The organism is Rhodopseudomonas sp. AAP120 (assembly GCF_001295845.1).
In the GTDB taxonomy this organism is placed as follows: domain Bacteria; phylum Pseudomonadota; class Alphaproteobacteria; order Rhizobiales; family Xanthobacteraceae; genus Rhodopseudomonas.
Genome location: NZ_LJIC01000040.1, coordinates 18,189 through 37,335, shown reverse-complemented (window position 1 = coordinate 37,335; position 19,147 = coordinate 18,189). Strand labels below are relative to the sequence as shown.

General features: G+C 67.0%; 16 protein-coding genes. 5 read left to right on the top strand and 11 right to left on the bottom strand.

Annotated features, from left to right (window positions below; all coding sequences use genetic code 11):
- Nucleotides 1–357: 357 nt before the first annotated feature.
- Together rpmG and IP86_RS07235 are read right to left on the bottom strand one after the other, a co-directional pair.
- A complete protein-coding gene (gene rpmG / locus IP86_RS07240) occupies nucleotides 358–525 on the bottom strand; it encodes a 50S ribosomal protein L33 (protein WP_011503437.1) in 168 nt (55 codons plus the stop codon).
- Between the two features lie 103 nt (nucleotides 526–628).
- The gene (locus IP86_RS07235; RefSeq protein ID WP_054161842.1) at nucleotides 629–1,981 is read right to left on the bottom strand and encodes an LLM class flavin-dependent oxidoreductase; all 1,353 of its coding nucleotides are present in this window, start codon (nucleotides 1,979–1,981) and stop codon (nucleotides 629–631) included.
- Between the two features lie 263 nt (nucleotides 1,982–2,244).
- Here IP86_RS07235 and IP86_RS07230 point away from each other — a divergent pair, with 263 nt between their 5' ends.
- Nucleotides 2,245–3,498, top strand: coding sequence for an MFS transporter (locus IP86_RS07230; protein ID WP_082363874.1), 1,254 nt, complete (start codon nucleotides 2,245–2,247; stop codon nucleotides 3,496–3,498).
- Nucleotides 3,499–3,523: 25 nt separating this feature from the next.
- Here IP86_RS07230 and IP86_RS07225 read toward each other — a convergent pair whose 3' ends face one another.
- From IP86_RS07225 to topA, 4 genes are all read right to left on the bottom strand, one after another.
- The gene (locus tag IP86_RS07225; RefSeq protein ID WP_054161840.1) at nucleotides 3,524–4,279 is read right to left on the bottom strand and encodes an NUDIX hydrolase; all 756 of its coding nucleotides are present in this window, start codon (nucleotides 4,277–4,279) and stop codon (nucleotides 3,524–3,526) included.
- Nucleotides 4,280–4,347: 68 nt separating this feature from the next.
- Nucleotides 4,348–4,782, bottom strand: a complete 435-nt coding sequence (locus tag IP86_RS07220) for a DUF983 domain-containing protein (protein ID WP_054161839.1) — start codon at nucleotides 4,780–4,782, stop codon at nucleotides 4,348–4,350.
- On the bottom strand, nucleotides 4,779–7,157 hold the full coding sequence (gene rnr / locus IP86_RS07215; RefSeq protein ID WP_054161838.1) for a ribonuclease R: 2,379 nt from the start codon (nucleotides 7,155–7,157) through the stop codon (nucleotides 4,779–4,781). The genes IP86_RS07220 and rnr overlap by 4 nt, the downstream gene beginning before the upstream one ends.
- 2 nt (nucleotides 7,158–7,159) lie before the next feature.
- Nucleotides 7,160–9,904, bottom strand: coding sequence for a type I DNA topoisomerase (gene topA / locus IP86_RS07210; protein WP_054161837.1), 2,745 nt, complete (start codon nucleotides 9,902–9,904; stop codon nucleotides 7,160–7,162).
- A 247-nt stretch (nucleotides 9,905–10,151) separates the two neighbouring features.
- Here topA and IP86_RS07205 point away from each other — a divergent pair, with 247 nt between their 5' ends.
- Nucleotides 10,152–10,358: a hypothetical protein gene (locus IP86_RS07205; protein WP_054161836.1), complete on the top strand. Its 207-nt coding sequence runs from the start codon at nucleotides 10,152–10,154 to the stop codon at nucleotides 10,356–10,358.
- A 411-nt stretch (nucleotides 10,359–10,769) separates the two neighbouring features.
- Here IP86_RS07205 and IP86_RS07200 read toward each other — a convergent pair whose 3' ends face one another.
- Nucleotides 10,770–11,378: an FMN-dependent NADH-azoreductase gene (locus IP86_RS07200; protein ID WP_054161835.1), complete on the bottom strand. Its 609-nt coding sequence runs from the start codon at nucleotides 11,376–11,378 to the stop codon at nucleotides 10,770–10,772.
- A gap of 96 nt (nucleotides 11,379–11,474) precedes the next feature.
- On the opposite strand from IP86_RS07200, the gene IP86_RS07195 reads away from it, so the two are divergent.
- Nucleotides 11,475–11,885 carry a winged helix-turn-helix transcriptional regulator gene (locus IP86_RS07195; RefSeq protein ID WP_054161846.1) on the top strand — a complete coding sequence of 137 codons (411 nt, stop codon included), beginning with the start codon at nucleotides 11,475–11,477 and terminating at the stop codon, nucleotides 11,883–11,885.
- 3 nt (nucleotides 11,886–11,888) lie between these two features.
- Here IP86_RS07195 and dprA read toward each other — a convergent pair whose 3' ends face one another.
- The 4 genes from dprA to IP86_RS07175 all read right to left on the bottom strand — a co-directional run bounded on the left by dprA (nucleotide 11,889) and on the right by IP86_RS07175 (nucleotide 16,322).
- Nucleotides 11,889–13,025 (bottom strand): DNA-processing protein DprA, encoded by a 1,137-nt coding sequence (gene dprA, locus IP86_RS07190; protein WP_054161834.1) that lies wholly within the window; start codon nucleotides 13,023–13,025, stop codon nucleotides 11,889–11,891.
- Between the two features lie 229 nt (nucleotides 13,026–13,254).
- Nucleotides 13,255–13,863, bottom strand: coding sequence for a glycerol-3-phosphate 1-O-acyltransferase PlsY (plsY, locus tag IP86_RS07185; RefSeq protein ID WP_054161833.1), 609 nt, complete (start codon nucleotides 13,861–13,863; stop codon nucleotides 13,255–13,257).
- Nucleotides 13,864–14,046: 183 nt separating this feature from the next.
- Complete coding sequence (locus IP86_RS07180; protein ID WP_054161832.1) at nucleotides 14,047–15,348, bottom strand: dihydroorotase; 1,302 nt, start codon at nucleotides 15,346–15,348, stop codon at nucleotides 14,047–14,049.
- Nucleotides 15,349–15,368: 20 nt separating this feature from the next.
- Entirely contained in the window at nucleotides 15,369–16,322 is a 954-nt protein-coding gene (locus tag IP86_RS07175) for an aspartate carbamoyltransferase catalytic subunit (RefSeq protein ID WP_054161831.1), read from the bottom strand.
- A gap of 355 nt (nucleotides 16,323–16,677) precedes the next feature.
- Here IP86_RS07175 and ipdC point away from each other — a divergent pair, with 355 nt between their 5' ends.
- The gene (gene ipdC, locus IP86_RS07170) at nucleotides 16,678–18,309 is read left to right on the top strand and encodes an indolepyruvate/phenylpyruvate decarboxylase (RefSeq protein WP_054161830.1); all 1,632 of its coding nucleotides are present in this window, start codon (nucleotides 16,678–16,680) and stop codon (nucleotides 18,307–18,309) included.
- Nucleotides 18,309–19,064 (top strand): M15 family metallopeptidase, encoded by a 756-nt coding sequence (locus IP86_RS07165; protein ID WP_054161829.1) that lies wholly within the window; start codon nucleotides 18,309–18,311, stop codon nucleotides 19,062–19,064. Before ipdC ends, IP86_RS07165 begins: the two co-directional genes overlap by 1 nt.
- Nucleotides 19,065–19,147 lie beyond the last annotated feature (83 nt).

The window sequence follows — 19,147 nt, the reverse complement described above, 5'->3', positions numbered from 1 at the left end:
CCATCCACGTCTTTGCCGCGCCGCAAGGCGTGGATGCCCGCGACAAGCGCGGGCATGACGGAGAGGAGGGGCGAGAGATCATCGGACCGCTTCTCTTGGTGGAAGCGAGACAGCCCTTCCAGCGGCACTGTGTCCTCATCCTGAGGAGCCCGGCGCAGCCGGGCGTCTCGAAGGATGGCCACGGGTGCGCGCGGCACATGGTTCGAGACGGCGCTCCGCGCCTCCTCACCATGAGGCTGTGCTTGGTGAGATCGCCAGGTCTGCTCGATAGGCCCGCAGCTGATCGAAAAGGCGGCTAGCAACGAAAACGGGGCCCGTGAGGGCCCCGCGATAAACCGTCAGTGAGCCGTAGTCGGCTTACTTGATCTTGGCTTCCTTGAACTCGACGTGCTTGCGCGCGACCGGGTCGTACTTCTTCTTGGTCATCTTGTCGGTCATGGTGCGCGAATTCTTCTTCGTCACGTAATAGAAGCCGGTGTCGGCAGTCGAGACGAGCTTGATCTTGATGGTGACCGCTTTGGCCATGGTCGGAACCTCGTATGTCGGGAATCGATAGCGAGGTCGAACGTCAGGACCCGCGTTTGGCGCGCAAACTAGCCGCGAATGCTCGAAAGTCAAGCTTCGCGCGTCAGCCCGCCCGGGAGATTTGACCGGATTCTGCGGCGAAAAACCGGTTTTCGGGCCGGGGAAGACCGAGATTCTCCCGTAAAGTGGTCCCTTCATACTCGGTTCGGAAGATTCCGCGGCGCTGCAGTTCCGGGACGACCTTGTCGACGAAGTCGTCGAGACCCGCCGGCAGGAACGGGAACATCACGTTGAACCCGTCGCTGGCCTCGGTGACCAGCCATTCCTCCATCTCGTCGGCGATGCTGGCCGGGGTGCCGACGAAGGAGAGGCCGCCATAGCCGCCGACCCGCTGGGCGAGCTGCCGCACCGTCAGCTTTTCCCGTTCGGCGAGCGCGACCAGGCGCTGCTGGCCGCTCTTGCTGGCATTGGTCTCCGGCAGAGGCGGCAATGGACCATCGGGGTCGAAGCCGGACGCGTCGACGCCGAGGCCGACCGACAGCGACGCGATGGCGCTCGCGTAATGCACCTTGCTGTCGAGCAGCGCGCGCTTGTCGCGGGCCTCGTCCAGCGTATCGCCGACCACCACGAAGGCGCCGGGCAGGATCTTGAGGTGGTCGCGGTCGCGGCCGAGCTTGTCCATCCGGCCCTTGATGTCGGCATAGAGCGCCTGCGCGTCCTTCAGGCTGCCGCCGCCGGTGAATACCGCCTCGGCGGTCTCGGCGGCGAGCTGCTTGCCCGGCTCGGACGCGCCGGCCTGGACGATCACCGGCCAGCCCTGCACCGGGCGGGCGATGTTGAGCGGGCCGCGCACTTTCAAATATTGGCCCTTGTGATCCAGCACGTGCATCTTGTCCGGATCGACATAGATGCCGCTGTCGACGTCGCGCACGAACGCATCGTCGGCGAACGAATCCCACAGGCCGGTGACGACGTCGAAGAACTCGCGCGCGCGCTTGTAGCGCTCGTCATGAGCCATGTGATCGTCGAGGCCGAAATTCAGCGCGGCATCGGGGTTGGACGTGGTGACGATGTTCCAGCCGGCGCGACCGCCACTGATGTGATCGAGCGAGGCGAAGCGGCGGGCGATATGATAGGGCTCGTCGAATGTCGTCGAGCCGGTGGCGATCAGTCCGATATGCGAGGTGGAGGCGGCGAGCGCCGACAGCAGCGTGAACGGCTCGAACGAGGTCACGGTGTGGCTGCGCTTCAGCGCTTCGACCGGCATGTTCAACACGGCGAGATGATCCGCCATGAAGAACGCGTCGAACTTGCCGGCCTCGAGCTTCTGGATCAGCCGCTTCAGCAGCGGATAATTGAAGTTGGCGTCGGGCACCGCGCCGGGATAGCGCCAGGCGCCGGTGTGGATGCTGATCGGCCGCATGAATGCACCGAGCTTCAACTGACGCTGCGCCATTGTTTGCTTCCTACCATCGCGATGTTGGTAAAAAGATATGGGATCAGGGCCGCAGCGGCATCCCGTTCCTGCAAGAATAATCTTGCGTTGTTTCGGCGGGGTTTAGGACGAAGCCATTGTTCGTCTGCGGATTGGCCCGGCTGAACGGATAAGTGTTTTGCAGGCACAGCGTTACCGCATCGCTGCTCCCGGCGGATCGCGCTTTGCGATCGCCTCGCGCTGCACCATGTTCGATCCGACCCGAACCATACGAAAGTCGAGCCATGACAGTCATTGAACCGGCGCAGCGCGTGGCAGAGCCACCACGACAGGAGCCGCCACCGCGCAAACCGCGTCCGCAGGACGGCAGCGGAGGGGTGGCCCCTGCGCTCGGCAGCGGTCTGACGCTGGCGATGGCGGCTGCGGCCGGCATTGCGGTCGCCAATATCTATTACAACCAGCCGATGCTCGGCATCATCGAGCGCGATTTCGGCGCCTCGACGCTGACCGGGATGATTCCGACCGCGACCCAGCTCGGCTACGCGCTCGGTCTGTTTCTGCTGGTGCCAATCGGCGATCTCACCGACCGCCGCCGGCTGATTGCCGGACAGTTCGTGCTGCTGGCGCTGGCGCTGATCGCCGTGGCGGTGGCCCCGACTGCCGGGCTGGTCGTGATCGCATCGCTGGCGCTCGGCGCCTGCGCCACCGTCGCCCAGCAGATCGTGCCGTTTGCTGCGGCGCTCGCCGAGCCGGCGCGGCGCGGCAAGGTGATCGGGCTGGTGATGGCCGGGCTGCTGTGCGGCATCCTGCTCAGCCGGACCGTCGCCGGCTTCGTTGCCAGCCATTCGGGTTGGCGCGAGATGTTCTGGGTGTCGGCGCCGTTCGCGCTTGCCGCTGCGGTCGTGATGGCCTGGCTGCTGCCGCGCAATACGCCGCATCTGCCGATCAGCTACGGCCAGGCGCTGGCCTCGCTGCTGTCGCTGTGGCGTGCGCAGCCGCAGCTTCGCCGCGCCACGCTGGTGCAGGCGGCGCTGTTCGGATCGTTCAGCGTGTTCTGGACGGTGCTGGCGCTGCATCTGCAGGAGCCGCGCTTCGGGCTCGGCGCCGGCGCGGCCGGGCTGTTCGGTCTGGTCGGCGTCGTCGGCGTGCTCGCCGCGCCGATCGCCGGACGCATCGCCGATCGCAGCGGGCCGGAACCGGTGATCGCGATCGGCGCCGCGCTGGCGCTGGCGTCATGGGCGCTGTTCGGGCTGTGGGGCAGCATTCCCGGCATGGTGCTCGGCGTGATCGTGCTCGACTTCGGTCTGCAGGCCGCGCTGATTTCCAACCAGCACATCGTCTACGCCCTGGTGCCGGAGGCACGCAGCCGGCTCAACACCGTGTTCATGACCGGGATGTTCATCGGCGGCTCGCTCGGCTCCGCCGGCGCTGCGTTCGCCTGGTCGCACGGCGGCTGGGTCGCCGTCAGCAGCTACGGCGCGGCGCTGGCCGCACTCGCGCTGCTGCTCGAAGTCACGGCGCGGGCGGCGCGCCGTTAGTTCGCCAACAAGCTTGCCGGGCGGCTCAGCCCGGCAGCATGTCCTTCTGCATCCGCCCACCGTAGAAATGGAAGAACGGCACCGGCGCGTCGTGGCGCAGCGGTCCGGTGGCGAGGCGGCGGTCGAGTTCGCCCAGCACGTTCTTGGTCATCGCGTGCAGATCGGCGAGTGGGCTGGAGCCGAGTTCGACCCACACCAATTCGACCAGCTCGGCATCGGCATGCACGACGCCTTCGACGCGGTGCGCGATCGCGGACGCATCGGCAGTGAAGAAGCGGGTGTCGAAGCGGCGGACGCGGCCAGGCGGCGTGATTGCGCGCGCGATCAGGAACAGGCCGGACGGGTCGGGCAGCAGACCGGCCTCGGCGAACGGCTGCCACGGACCTTCGAGGCCCGACAGCGCGCCGCCGGCCTTGCGGCCGAGACACAGGCCGGTTTCTTCGCAGGCTTCACGGATCGCCGCGATGGTGAGCGCGCGGGCGCGGGCAGGGGTGATCTTGGGACTGCCCTTCAGCAGGTTGGCTTCGAGTTCGGGCGGGATCGGCGCCGCCACCGGCACGCGGTTGTCGAACTTGTCGACGCGCCCCCCGGGGAACACGAACTTGCCCGGCATGAACACCACCTTGTCGTGCCGCCGGCCGACCAGCACCTTCGGGATCGATCCGCTGCGATCCACCAGGATCAGCGTCGCGGCATCCTTCGGCCGGAAATACGGGTGGTGATCGGCTTCCTTTTCGCCCTGTTCGACGACGTTCGCTGCCTGGGTCGCAGTCTCGCTCATATCCGCCCCTGTGTTCGTTTCTTGTTTGGTTTCTTGTGCGGCGGCGTTGGCGCCGTCGTCGTTGTTCGTCAGATCTTTTCCGGATGGGCCTCGTCGAAGCCGTGCATCCGGAATGCCCATTGCAGGCCGACCACCGCGCCCTTGACGGGTTGCAGCAGCAGCAACGAGGACAGCAACGTGATAGGCAGATAAATCGCCAGCTGCAATGCCACTGCCGGGGCGAAATTGGTCTCGACCGACAGCGCGATCGGCACCACGATGTGGCCGACGATCACGATCACCAGATAAGCGGGCAGGTCGTCGGCGCGGTGGCCGGTGAAGTCCTGGCCGCAATGGGTGCAGTGATCGGCGGTCTTGAGGAAGGCGCGGAACAGCTTGCCTTCGCCGCAGCGCGGGCAGCGGCCGCGCAGGCCACGCCCCATTGCCTGCCAGACATTGCGCTGCTCTGCAGGCGTCTGTTCCGGCGGCCACACCACCGGCTGCTGCGTCGCGACGTCCTTCATCGCTTTCCCTTCCCTGGTTTGGTCTTCTTCGGTTTCGCGGGCTTGCCGCCCTTGTTGTTGCGACCCTTCGTTTTCGAACTCTTGGCGGGCGCAGCCGGTCCACCGCCTTTACCGGTCTTCGCCGTCTTGGCGCGGCCGATCGCCTTGCCCTTCGGTCCCTTGTGCGGTCCCTTGCGGTGCTGGCGTTCCGCGATGCTGCCGCCGGCGATCAGCTCGAACCGCAGCGCGCCGGCCACCGGTGCAGCTTCCACCAAACGGACGTCGACCACATCCCCTAATCGATGCATGACGCCGCTGCGCGTTCCAATCAGCGCGTGGCGGGTCTCATCATAATTGTAGTACTCGGCGCCCAGCGTACGCACCGGGATCAGCCCGTCGGCGCCGGTGTCGGCCAGCTTGACGAACAGCCCGGCCTTGGTGACCCCGGAGATCCGGCCCTGGAACGTCGCGCCGATGCGGTCGGCGAGGTGATGGGCGATCAGCCGGTCGACGGTCTCGCGCTCCGCCTTCATGGCGCGGCGCTCGGTCAGCGAGATCTGCGCCGCCACTTCCGCCAGCGTCTCGACCGTCTCGGTCTGCGGCAGCGCACCGTCGCCGAGGTCGAGCGCGCGGATCAGTGCGCGGTGCACCACGAGATCGGCGTAGCGCCGGATCGGCGAGGTGAAGTGCGCGTAGCGACGCAAATTCAGGCCGAAATGGCCGTAGTTCTCGGAGCTGTATTCGGCCTGCGCCTGCGAGCGCAGCACCACTTCGTTGACCAGCGGCTCGGCGTCTTCGCCTTTGACCATGGCCAGGATGCGGTTGAACTGCGCCGGACGCAGCGCGCCGCCTTTGGCGAAGGACAGATCGAGCGTCTTGAGGAAGTCGATCAGGTTGTGGACCTTCTCCACCGTCGGTTCGTCGTGGACGCGGTAGATCAAAGGCAGCGCCTTCTTCTCCAGCATCTCGGCGGCGGCGACGTTGGCGAGGATCATGAACTCCTCGATCAGCCGATGCGCGTCGAGCCGCTCCGGCACGATGACGCGGTCGACGGTGCCGTCCGGCTTCAGCAGGATCTTGCGCTCGGGCAGGTCGAGATCGAGCGGATCGCGCTCGTCGCGGCCGCGCTTGACGATCGCGTAAGCGGCGTACAGCGGCTTCAGAATGGTCTCGAGCAGCGGGCCGGTGATGTCGTCGGGATGGCCGTCGATCGCCGCCTGCGCTTGCGCGTAGTTCAGCTTCGCGGCCGAGCGCATCAGCACGCGGTGAAACATATGCGAGCGCTTGCGGCCGTCTGCGCCGATCACCATCCGGACGGCGAGGGCGCCGCGTGGCTCGTTCGGCTTCAGCGAACACAAATCGTTGGAGATGCGCTCCGGCAGCATCGGCACGACGCGGTCGGGGAAGTACACCGAGTTGCCGCGGCGCAGCGCGTCGCGGTCGAGCGCCGAGTCCGGCCGCACGTAGTAGGCGACGTCGGCGATCGCGACATAAACGATCACGCCGCCTTTGTTGTCGGGATCCTCGTCCGGTTCGGCATAGACCGCGTCGTCGTGATCCTTGGCGTCCGGCGGATCGATCGTCACCAGCGGCAGCTCGCGCCAGTCCTCGCGGCCCTTCAGCGTCGCCGGCTCTGCCGCCTCGGCCTCGCGAAGCGCTGCCGGCGAGAACTCCTGCGGAATGTCGTGAGTATGGATCGCGATCAGGCTGACGGCCTTCTCGGTCGCCAGCGACCCGAGCCGTTCTTTGACGCGTCCGGAGCCGAGCCCATAGGCGCGGGTGCGGATCAGTTCGACGCTGACGAGGTCGCCGTCCTGCGCGCCGCCGGCATCGTGCGCCGAGATGTTGAGTTCGCGGCCGGCCTGTTTCTTGTCGACCGGCACCAGCCGCCCGCCACCATCCGGCAGCGCGCGAAAGATGCCGAGCAGCCTGGCGCGGCCGCGGTCGAGCACGCGGATGACACGGCCGACATAGGCCGGGCCTTCGTCGCGGTTCTCGGAGGGCTCGACATGCAGCAGCGCCCGGTCGCCGAGGCCGGCGGCGGCGCCGGGCTTGATGCGGCGCGGCGTGTGGATGCGGATCTTCGGCGCGTCGCCGTCCTGCTCGTCCCATTCGGACGGCACCGCGATCAGTTCGCCGTCGGCGTCACGCGAGGTGATATCGGCCAGCAGCGTCGGCGGCAGCGCGGCCGGCTCGGCGACCTTGCGGCGGCCGCTCTTGCGGATGGTGCCGGCGTCGGAGAGTTCGCGCAGCATCCGCTTCAGTTCGGCGCGGTCGGCGTTCTTCAGGCCGTATTCACGCGCGATTTCCCGGGTGCCGACCTTGCCGGGATGGGCGCGGATGAAGGCGAGCAGGGTGGCCTTGTCCGGAAACTTCGCGTCGCGCGGCTTGCTCACATCTATCCGTTCTTGGCGGCGCTACTCTTGGCCGCGGCTTTGGGCTTGGCGGCCTTCTTGGCCGCGGTCTTGGCCGTGGTTTTGGCGGTCACCGGCGCGCGCGCCTTGCTGGCGGCGGCGCTCTCGGCCTTCGGCTTGGCCTTTTTGGCCGCGGCCTTCTTGGCCGGCTTGGCCTCGCCGTCGGCCGTCTTGGCCGCCTTCTTGGCGGGCGCCTTCTTCTTGGCCTTGGCGCCGCCGCCCTTGGCGGCGCGCTCGTCGAGCAGCGCGATCGCCTCCGGCAGCGTGATGGTCTCGTCGGTCTTGTCGTTCGGAATCGTGGCGTTGACGCCGCCTGCGGTGACATAGGCGCCGTAGCGGCCCTTCTTCACCGCAACCGCGCCGAGCGTCGGATGGTCGCCGAGCGCCTTGCCGGGATCGGAGCCGAACCGGCCCTTGCTCGGGCCCTTGGCAACCTTCTCGGCGATCAGCGTCACCGCGCGATTGAGCCCGATCGTATGCACGTCGTCGCCGGCTTCGAGGCTGGCATAGGTCTTCTCGTGCTGCACATACGGGCCGAATCGGCCGATGCCGGCCTTGATCGGCTGGCCGCTCTCCGGATGCTTGCCGACTTCGCGCGGCAGCGCCAGCAGCTTCAGCGCGACGTCGAGTTCGACGTCGGACGGCGAGGTGCCCTTCGGGATGCCGGCGCGCTTCGGCTTCTCGCCCTCGCCATAATCCTTGGCTTCGCCGAGCTGGATGTACGGCCCGAACCGGCCGGACTTCACCGCCACTTCGAGCCCGGTGTCCGGATCGGTGCCGAGCACGCGATCGGCATCGGCGCCGCCATCGGCGGCGAGCGGGCGGGTGTAGCGGCATTCCGGATAGTTGGTGCAGCCGACGAAAGCGCCGAACTTGCCGGCCTTGAGATTCAGCCGGCCGCTGCCGCAACTCGGGCACTGCCGCGGATCGCCGCCGTCTTCGCGGGCCGGGTAGATGTGCGGGCCGAGCATCTCGTCGAGCACGTCCAGCACCTGCGCGACGCGCAGCTCCTTGATCTCGTCGACCGCGCCGATGAAGCCGCGCCAGAACTCGGCGAGCACCTCTTTCCAAGACACTTCATTGTTGGAGATGCGGTCGAGGTCTTCTTCCAGCGACGCGGTGAAATCGTATTCGACGTAGCGGGCGAAGAAGTTCTCGAGGAAGGCGACAACGACGCGGCCCTTGTCCTCGCCGTACAGCCGCTTCTTTTCCAAGCGGACGTAGCCGCGATCCTTCAGCACCTGCAGGATCGACGCGTAGGTCGACGGCCGGCCGATGCCGAGTTCTTCCATGCGCTTGACCAGCGAGGCTTCGGAGAAGCGCGGCGGCGGCTCGGTGAAGTGCTGCGTCACCGCCAGCGCCTCGCGCTTCAGCGCCTCGTTCTGGCTCATCGCGGGCAGGCGGCGGGAGTCTTCATCCTCGGAATCGTCGTCGCGGCCTTCCTGATAGGCGGCGAGGAAGCCGTCGAACTTCACCACCTGGCCGGTGGCGCGCAGCTCCAGCGTCCGGGCGCCGGCCTTGGCTTCGATGTCGACGGTGGTGCGTTCGAGCTCGGCCGATTCCATCTGGCTGGCGACGGTGCGGATCCAGATCAGTTCGTACAGCTTGGCCTGATCCGGATCGAGCCGGCGGCCGACGTCGGACGGGCGGCGCGACAAATCGGTCGGGCGGATCGCCTCGTGCGCCTCCTGGGCATTCTTGGCCTTGGTCTGATACTGCCGCGGCGTCTCCGGCACATAGGCCTTGCCGTAATCCTCGCCGATCACCGTACGCGCCTGGGTGATGGCGGAGGCATCGATCTGCACGCCGTCGGTTCGCATATAAGTAATGAGACCCGCGACTTCGCCGCCGATGTCGACGCCTTCATACAGCCGCTGCGCCACCCGCATGGTGTGAGCCGGCGCGAAGCCGAGCTTGCGGCTGGCTTCCTGCTGCAGCGTCGAGGTGGTGAACGGCGCGTAGGGGTTGCGGCGCGCCGGCTTGGCCTCGACCGACGCGACGCGGAAGTTCGCGGCTTCGATTGCCTTCTTGAAGTCCTCGGCCTCGGCGCCGGTGCCGATATCGAGCCGGGCGATCTTCTTGCCGTCGGCGCCGACCAGGCGGGCCTCGAAGGTGTCACCGCGCGGCGTCGCCAGCGTGGCGATCAGCGACCAGTATTCGCGCGGCACGAACTTTTCGATTTCGGTCTCGCGATCGCACACCAGCCGCAGCGCCACCGACTGCACGCGGCCGGCCGAGCGGGCGCCGGGCAGCTTGCGCCACAGCACCGGGGAGAGGGTGAAGCCGACCAGATAATCGAGCGCGCGGCGCGCCATATAGGCGTCGACCAGCGCGCCGTCGATCTCGCGCGGATGCTTCATCGCGTCGGTGACCGACTGCTTGGTGATGGCGTTGAACACCACGCGCTCGACCTTCTGGTCCTTCAGCGCGCGCTTCTGCTTCATCACCTCCAGCACGTGCCAGGAGATCGCCTCACCCTCGCGATCAGGGTCGGTGGCGAGGATCAGCTTGTCGGCATCCTTCAGCGCCTTGGCGATGTCGTTCAGCCGGCTCGCGGCCTTGGGATCGACCTCCCAGATCATCTGGAAATTGGCGTCGGGATCGACCGACCCGTTCTTGGCCGGCAGGTCGCGCACATGGCCGAACGAGGCCAGGACCTCGTAGGAGGAGCCCAGATATTTGTTGATCGTCTTGGCCTTGGCGGGCGACTCGACAATGACGAGATTCATCGGAATCCAATGACTTGGCTGAAGAAATGGGCCCGTTTCGCGAGACTCGCGGCGGCCACATGGGCCGGAACATGGGTTGTGAGGCCCTCGCTGTCAAATCGGGGCTGCGTTGCAGGCGGACGGTCGCAGCCCTCAAACAGACAAGTCGACATAAAAATGAAACCCAAAGATGCACAACCTAGAGTAGTATTTCGGATCGAATCCGCGTCTAAGGAGATGCGGTCACCGCTGGAAAGGATCACTCGCTATGCCACGACAGGGGAGCCGCGGCTCCGTACATCGCGACGGCGGTCCGGTCGAGGCCGCCGGCTACGTTGCCGACGTGATCGGGGATCTGATCCAGATCGCGCATGTTCACCGGCTGGAGATGCTCTGTTACCTGCTCGACATGGCGCGAATGGAAGCCATGGAGCTCGGCCGGCCGCATCGCCGGCACCGCTCCGGTCGCGACTGAGCCGTTCACAGCGGGCAGCCGCTCATCGTTCCAAGATCTTGGAAAAGATGGACTTTCCGTTCCGGTGAAAGCGCCGGATGAAGGTCCGGCGATGGCTGCGCCAGATAGCGTACGCCGCAGAGGGCGCGATGGGAGACAGAGCGGCCGGAGACGGCCCCCGGCCTCTCTCGCCCGACATCCGCGGCTCCGTCCTCGCCTCGCATTCTCTTCGATGGCCGAAGCCCGGTGGAATGCGCTCGAACGGAAATCGTCAAAGGTCGCTGCAACCTGCGGGCGGTTTACGCATTGTTAATGCAGCTAGTCCACGATTCTAGTTAAGCGGGAAGCGGGCCGGATGTACGTCCGCTTCCGAGATGGCTCGAAGTGTCACCACTTCGAGCCGTTGCTTTTTTGGGGCCAGCTTCTCCCCGATCAGGCTGCGCGGAGGCTCGCCGCGGCCGAGAGCGCCGACTCAAGCGCTTTTTCGCGGTGCTCCGGGCCGAGCTGGATGCCATCGGCTGGGACGATCTCCGGATCGGTGATCCCGATAAAGCCGAATACGAAGCGCAGATAGCTTTCCAGATGCTCGCCTGCGGCCATCGGCGTGTCGGCGCCGTAAAATCCGCCGCGCGACACCGCCACGATCACCCGCTTGCCGCCCGCCAACCCTCGCACGCCGTTCGGCCCGTAACTGAACGTCTTGCCGGCAACCAGGATACGGTCGATCCAGGCCTTGAGCTGGCTCGGAACGGTGAAATTGTACATCGGCGCGCCGATCACCACGATGTCGGCAGCGAGAAACTCCTCCAGCACCTTCTGGCCGGCGGCGAGGTCGGGCTGCACCGACGGCTCCGGCGCGGCGCCGTGAGCAGCGGCGACATGCGAGGCGGACAAGTGATGCAGCGGCTCTGCCGTGACATCGCGGTAGGTGACGTCCAGGCCCGGATGCGCCTGACGCAGTCGTTCGACGATGGCGGCCGTCACCTGGCGGCTGACCGAGTTGGAGCCGAGCACGCTGGAGTCGATGTGAAGCAGTTTCATTGGCGTTTTCCTTGGTATAGATTTGTAACTGACGCACTATGAGTGACTGCCGAAACCGCACAAGAAGGCACTATTTTGAAACTCGAGCACAGCCATTTGCCTGCGCACAGCGATGATCCCGGGCACAACGATGTGCCTGTGCCGCCGGACGCGAGTACCCATGCCGACTGCCGCGGCGTCAATTCGGTGTTGTCGCGGGTCGGCGACAAATGGACCGTGCTGGTGATCATGCTGCTGCGCGAGCGGCCGCGCCGCTTCAACGAGTTGAAGCGGATGGTCGGCGGGATCTCGCAGCGGATGCTGACCCTGACGCTGCGCGGGCTCGAGCGCGACGGCCTGGTGACGCGCACCGTGTTTCCGACCGTGCCGCCGCGCGTCGACTACGAGCTGACGCCGCTGGGCCACGGCCTCAGCCAGCCGGTGCAGGCGCTCGGCACCTGGGCGCTCGAACATCTGCCCGAGATCGAGACCGCGCGGCGGGCGTTCGACGAGCGCGACGCGCGCTGAGGCTCAGCTCAGCGACACCAGCCCGCCGCCATGGCGCTCCAGCCGGCCGGCGAGTTCGAGCTCGAGCAGCACGGTACGCACCACTGCGGCGCTGATACCGCTCAGCCGGATCAGGTCGTCGATGCCGATCGGCGACGGACCGAGCAGCCGCAGCACATGGGCGCGGTCGCTGGCGTCCGGCTCGCCGGCGGGCGGCGGATGCTCCGGCTCGCGGCCCGGCAGTTCGATCGGCCGCTCCAGGATCGACGCGACGGCCTGGACGATATCGTCCGCGCAGGTGATCAGCGTCGCGCCTTGCTTGATCAGGTCGTTGGTGCCGGCGGCGCGCGGGTCGAGCGGCGAGCCGGGAACGGCGAACACCTCGCGGCCCTGGTCGGCGGCACGCCGCGCGGTGATCAGCGAGCCGGAGCGAAATGCCGCCTCGATGATGGCGACGCCAACGGAGGCGCCGGAGATCAGCCGGTTGCGGCGGGGAAAATCCTTGCCGCGCGGCACATGGCCGAGCGGCATCTCCGAGATCGCCGCGCCGCGCGCCTGAATGATGTCGAGCAGCAGGTCCTCATGCTCAGCCGGATAGATCTTGTCGTGGCCGCCGGCCAGCACCGCGACGGTACCGCTGGTCAGACTGGCACGATGCGCCGCCTGGTCGATGCCGCGCGCCAGCCCCGAGATCACCACGAAGCCGGCACTGCCGAGATCGGCGGCGAGCTGCGCGGCGAACTTCAATCCGGCGCCCGAGGCGTTGCGCGAGCCGACGATCGCGATCATCGGCCGCGCCATCAGCGCGAGCGCATCGGCGAGCGCGTGGACGCCGAGCAGCGGCGGCGCATCGTCGATCAGCGCGAGGCGAGGGGGATAGCCGGCTTCGCCGGGCGCCACCAGCTCGACACCGATCCGCCGCGAGCCTTCGATCTCACGCCGCGCATCGTCCTCCGACGGAATGCGCCCAACCCGTGCCGCGCCACCGCGCCGCGCAAGTTCGGGCAACCGCTCCAGCGCCACGCGCGCCGAGCCGAAATGATTGATCAGCGATCGAAACGTCCGCGGCCCGACATTGTCACTGCGGATCAGTCGCAGCCAGTCGATGCGCTGGGCGTCGGTGAGAAGCGTCGCACTCTGATCGCTGGTACTTCCGGCCACGGACCACCCCCACGCAGCGAAGTGTTGCTTAGCTGTCGGAAGGGGACAAGTTCGACGAAAGCGGGAGGACGTAATAGTACTCGGAGCGCCTCACGCAGCCGTCATTGCGAGCGAAGCGAAGCAATCCAGTGCCGGGCACTGCGTCTGGATTGCTTCGCGGAGCCTGTCATCGGGCGGCGCTTTGCGCCGACCCGTTGGCTCGCAATGACGGAGAGGCGAGTGAGGCCGCTTACTTCTTCTCCCCGATCCGGCTTTCCTTGCCGGCCTGCAGCCGCTTGATGTTTTCACGGTGCATCCAGAACAAGAGCAGCGTCAGCACGGCGAACAGCGACGCCAGCGCCGGGTGGCCGAACCACCACAGGAAGATCGGGGTGATGAAGGCGGCGACCAGAGCGGAGAGCGAGGAGTAGCGGGTGGTGTAGGCGGTGGCGAGCCACAGCACGCAAAACACCACGGCGCCCGGCCAGAACAACCCGAGCAGCACGCCGATATAGACGGCGACACCCTTGCCGCCCTTGAACTTCAGCCAGACCGGAAACAGATGGCCGAGAAACGCGCCGAGCGCCGCCAGCATTGCCGCATTGGCGGAGACGGCGTCGGTGCCGCGCGCGAGGTACGCGGCCAGCATCACCGCGGCGGTGCCCTTCAGCGCGTCGAGCAGCAGCGTCGCGGCGGCGAGGCCCTTGCGTCCGGTGCGCAGCACGTTGGTGGCGCCGATATTGCCGGAGCCGATCGAACGCAGATCCTGCGTGCCGGCGAGCCTGGTGAGGATCAGGCCGAACGGGATCGAGCCGAGCAGATAGCCGATCACGACGGCGGCGATGTAGATCCCGATCATCCCAACTCTCCAAACACACTAGCGCGTCGGCGATCCAACCAAACTCTCCGCGTCATTGCGAGGAGGCGAAGCCGACGAAGCAATCCAGAAGCCCCGAGCTCGGCGCCTCTGGATTGCTTCGCTGCGCTCGCAATGACGGGGAGAGGCTTTGCCCGTTCTCCGACTCCGTTAGTTCCTCAAATCTCACACATGCTCATACACGGTCCGTCCGCCGACGATGGTGCGGGCGACGCGGCCGGAGAAGCGGGCCTCGTCGAACGGCGTGTTCTTGCATTTCGACTTCAGCTCGTTGGGATCGACGATCCACGGCGTGTCGGTGTCGATCACGATCAGGTCCGCCGGCGCGCCGGCGCGCAGCGTGCCGCCGGGCAGGCCGAGCAGTTCGGCCGGGCGGGTCGACATCGCGCGGATCAGCGAGAGCAGGTCGAGTTCGCCGCTGTGCACCAGCCGCAGCCCGGCCGGCAGCATCGTCTCCAGCCCGATCGCGCCGGCTTCGGCCTCGGCGAAGGGCAGGCGCTTGACCTCGACGTCCTGCGGATTGTGGTCCGACATCACCACGTCGATCAGGCCCGACGACACCGCGGCGATCAGCGCCTTGCGATCGTCCTCGGTGCGCAGCGGCGGCGACAGCTTGAGGAAGGTGCGGTATGGGCCGATGTCGTTCTCGTTGAGCGAGATGTGGTTGATCGACACCGAGGCCGAGACGTTGATGCCGGCGTCGCGCGCGCGCTGCAGGATCTCGAGCGACTCGATGCAGGTCAGCGAGGCGGCGTGGTAGCGGCCGCCGGTCAGCGCCGCGAGGCGGATGTCGCGCTCCAGCACCACGGCTTCGGCGGCCGCCGGAACGCCGGACAGGCCGAGCCGCGTGGCGAATTCGCCCTCGTTCATCACGCCTTCGCCGACCAGGTCGGGGTCCTCGGTGTGATGCACGATCAGCGCGTCGAAGTCGCGCGCGTAGGTGAGGGCGCGGCGCATCACCTGCGCGTTCATCACGCTGCGGTCGCCGTCGCTGAACGCCACCGCGCCGGCGGCTTTCAGCAGGCCGATCTCGGTCATCTCGGCGCCCGCCAGCCCCTTGGTCAGCGCCGCCATCGGATGGATGTTGACGATCGCGGTGTCGCGCGCGCGGCGCATGACGAAGTCGACCGTCGCCGAATTGTCGATCACCGGATTGGTGTTGGGCTGGCAAACGATGGTGGTGATGCCACCGGCCGCGGCGGCCTGGCTGGCGGACGCAAACGTTTCGCGATGGCTGGCGCCGGGCTCGCCGACGAAGGCGCGCATGTCGACCAGGCCGGGCGCCACCACCATGCCGTTGCAATTGATGATGTCGGTGCCTTCCGGCACGCCGGCGGCACCGATGCCGCGGCGGGCATCGCGGATCACGCCGTCTGCGATCAGCACGTCGCCGACACCGTCGAAGTCGCGGCCGGGGTCGATCAGGCGGGCGTTGGCGAGCAGGATCGGGCGGCGGTCGGTCAGCATTGTTCGGTCCCGTTCCAGCTTCAGGCGTTGGGCAGGTTGCGGGCGAGCGCTTCGAGCACCGCCATGCGCACCGCCACGCCCATTTCCACCTGTTCGCGGATCAGCGATTGCGCGCCGTCGGCGACGATGGAGTCGATTTCGACGCCGCGATTCATTGGCCCCGGATGCATCACCAGCGCGTCCGGCTTGGCGTAGGCGAGCTTCTTCTGGTCGAGGCCGAAATACTGGAAGTATTCCTGCGACGACGGCACGAAGGAGCCGTTCATGCGCTCGCGCTGCAGCCGCAGCATCATCACGATATCGGCGCCGTCGAGCCCCTCGCGCATGTCGCGCGCCACTTCGACGCCGAGCCGCTCGATGCCGCGCGGCAGCAGCGTGGACGGCGCCACCACGCGGACGCGGGCCCCCATGGTGTTGAGCAAGAGGATGTTGGAGCGGGCGACGCGCGAATGCATTACGTCACCGCAGATCGCCACCACCAGTCCTTCGAGCCGGCCCTTGTTGCGGCGGATCGTCAGCGCGTCGAGCAGCGCCTGGGTCGGATGCTCGTGGGCGCCGTCGCCGGCGTTGATCACCGAGCCGTCGACCTTGCGGGCGAGCAGTTCCACCGCGCCGGAGGCGTGATGGCGGACCACCAGGATGTCCGGGTGCATCGCGTTCAGCGTCACCGCGGTGTCCATCAGCGTCTCGCCCTTGCGCATCGAGGACGAGGACACGCTCATGTTCATCACGTCGGCGCCGAGCCGCTTGCCGGCGATCTCGAACGACGATTGCGTCCGCGTCGACGCTTCGAAGAACAGATTGACCTGGGTGCGGCCGCGCAGCGAGGTGCGCTTCTTGTCGACCTGCCGGTTGAGCTCGACATATTCTTCCGAGAGGTCGAGCAGGCCGGTGATGTCGGCGGCGGAAAGCCCTTCGATTCCCAGCAGATGCCGGTGACCGAGGACGAAACTCGATTTCGATGCTGGGGTCATTAAAGCAAGAGCTATAGGCAGACTCCCCGGGGCGGGCAAGCGCCAACGGGACAGGGCGCGGAATAATCCCCCGGTGGTGCTGGAGCTTGCACCTTTTCAACGAGAGCCTGTGCCCCGGACGCTGCGCATGGCGCCGCGCAAGCGGCGTCGTGCGCTGCAGATCCGGGGCCCCGGTTAAGCGCGTAAGCAAGCAAAGTCCGTTCGACGAACAAGAAACCGGGGTCCCGGATCGCGCAGCGGCATGAGATGCCGCAGCGCGTCCGAGACACGGCGTCGCGAAACACCGGGGCGAGTTGGTCGAAAGTCGCGGCTCTGGTAAAGCGGTCGGGCCCTCGTGCGATGCTCAGGAGTTCTCATGCCGACGCTTGCGACCGCTCTGCTCGACGCGCTCAAGGATCACGGCGCGCGGGAGATTTTCGGCATCCCCGGCGATTTCGTGCTGCCGTTCTTCAAGGTGATCGAGGAGAGCGGCACGCTGCCGTATTTTACGCTGAGCCACGAGCCGGCGGTCGGCTTCGCGGCGGATGCGGCGTCGCGCTATCGCGGCAGCATCGGCGTCGCGGTGGTGACCTACGGCGCGGGCGCGTTCAATCTCGTCAATTCGATCGCCGGTGCTTATGCGGAGCGTTCGCCGGTAGTGGTGATCGCCGGCGCGCCGGGGATGCGCGAGCGCAGCAGCGGCTACCTGCTGCATCATCAGGTCCGCACCGTCGACTCGCAACTCGCGGTATTCAAAGAAGTCACCTGCGCGCAGGCGGTGCTGAACGATCCGGCCACCGCGCCGGCCGAGATCGCCCGCGTGCTGCGCACCGCGCTGGAACTGTCGCTGCCGGTCTACATCGAATTTCCGCGCGACATGGTCGACGCCAAGGTCGAGCCGGTGGCGAAGCTGCCGCAGCGCGCCGCCGATCCCGGCGCGCGCGACGAGTGCGCGCAGGAAATTCTCGACCGCGTCGCCAAAGCGAAATCGCCGGTGGTGGTGGTCGACGTCGAGATCCGCCGCTACGGCGTCGAGAAGGAAGTCGCCGCGCTGGCCCGCAAGCTCGGCCTGCCGGTGGTGACGACCTTCATGGGCCGCGGCCTGCTCGAAGGCGAGGACGACGTCGTCGCCGGCACCTATATGGGCGCGGCCGGCGATGCCGGCCTGTCGGCGCTGGTCGAAGAAGCCGACCTGGTGCTGATGTTCGGCGTCATCCTGTCCGACACTAATTTTGCGCTCTCCACCAACATGCTTGATCCGCGCCGCACCGTGCTGGCCAGCGGCCGCGAGGTGCAGATCGGTCATCACGTCTATCGCGACCTGCCGCTCGCCGATCTGATCGCCGGCCTCGACGCCCATGCCGCGCAGCATCCGCCGCGGCCGCGCAACGCCGGCAAGGGCATGGCCTATCCGCGCAAGCTCGCCGCAGACGGCGAGGCGATCGCGCCGTCGGATATCGCCACCGCGATCAACGATCTGTTCGACAAGCACGGCAAGATGCCGATGACCGCCGATATCGGGGACTGCCTGTTCACCGCGATGGAGATCGACAACACCCAGCTCGCCGCTCCCGGTTACTACGCCGGCATGGGCTTCGGCGTGCCGGCCGGCATCGGCGTTGCGGCGACCGGGCTGCGGCCGCTGGTGCTGGTCGGCGACGGTGCGTTCCAGATGACCGGCTGGGAGCTCGGCAATTGCAAGCGCTACGGGCTCGATCCGATCGTGGTGCTGTTCAACAATTGCAGCTGGGAAATGCTGCGGGTGTTCCAGCCGGAGTCGAAATTCAACGATCTCGACGACTGGCACTTCGCCGACATTGCCAAGTCGATCGGCGGTCACGGCGAGCGCGTCACCACGCGCGCCGAACTCGCTACCGCGCTCGATGCCGCCGCGACGCGGCGCGGCCAGTTCTCGCTGATCGAAGTGATGCTGCCGCGCGGCGCCACCTCGCACACGCTGGCCCGCTTCGTCACCGGCTTCAAGGCTGCCCGCGAGCGGATGAAGTAATGGTGTGGCGAAGCGTAGCCGCGCTGGCCGTAGGCGTTCTCATCGCTGGCGCCGCGCATGCACAGCCGCTGCCCGACGATTTCGTCTATCTGCGCGATCTCGATCCAACCATCCGGCAGGACATCCGCTACGCCGGTGCGAACAATTTCGTCGGGCGCAAGCTCGCCGGCTATGACGCGAACGAATGCATCGTGAAGCGCGCGGTCGGTGAGGCGCTGGTGCGCGTGCAGCGCGAGCTGGCGCCGCAGCAGCTGTCGCTGAAGATGCTCGATTGCTATCGGCCGGCGCGGGCGTCGCGCGACATGGTGGCGTGGGCGCAGGACGGCAATGAGACCCCGGCGCAGCGGCGTTACAATCCGGGCTTCAGCAAGAGTGAGCTGTTCCGGCTCGGCTACATCGCGGAGAACTCCGGCCATTCGACCGGCGCGGCGGTCGATCTGACGCTGGTCGATCTGCGCGCGCCGAAAGGCCCGCCGTTCGATCCGACCCGCGCCTATGCGAACTGTACCGCGCCGGAAGCACAGCGCGCGCCGGAAGGCAGCGTCGACATGGGCACCAGCTACGATTGCTCGGACGCCAAAGCCTACACAGCGGCCAAATCGATCAGCCCGGCGCAGCGGCGCTTTCGCCGCATCCTGCTCGGCGCGATGATGCGCCAGGGTTTCGTCAACTTCTCCAAGGAGTGGTGGCACTTCTCGCTGCCCGGCATGGGCCGCGTGGCGTATGATTTTCCGATCAGCCGCCGACCGCAGTAATCAGCTTTACCTCTCGTTGGTTTGACCGCTATTGGACATGGATATCGGGGCATTGCCGAGGTCCCGGCCGATCCGGCGTGATC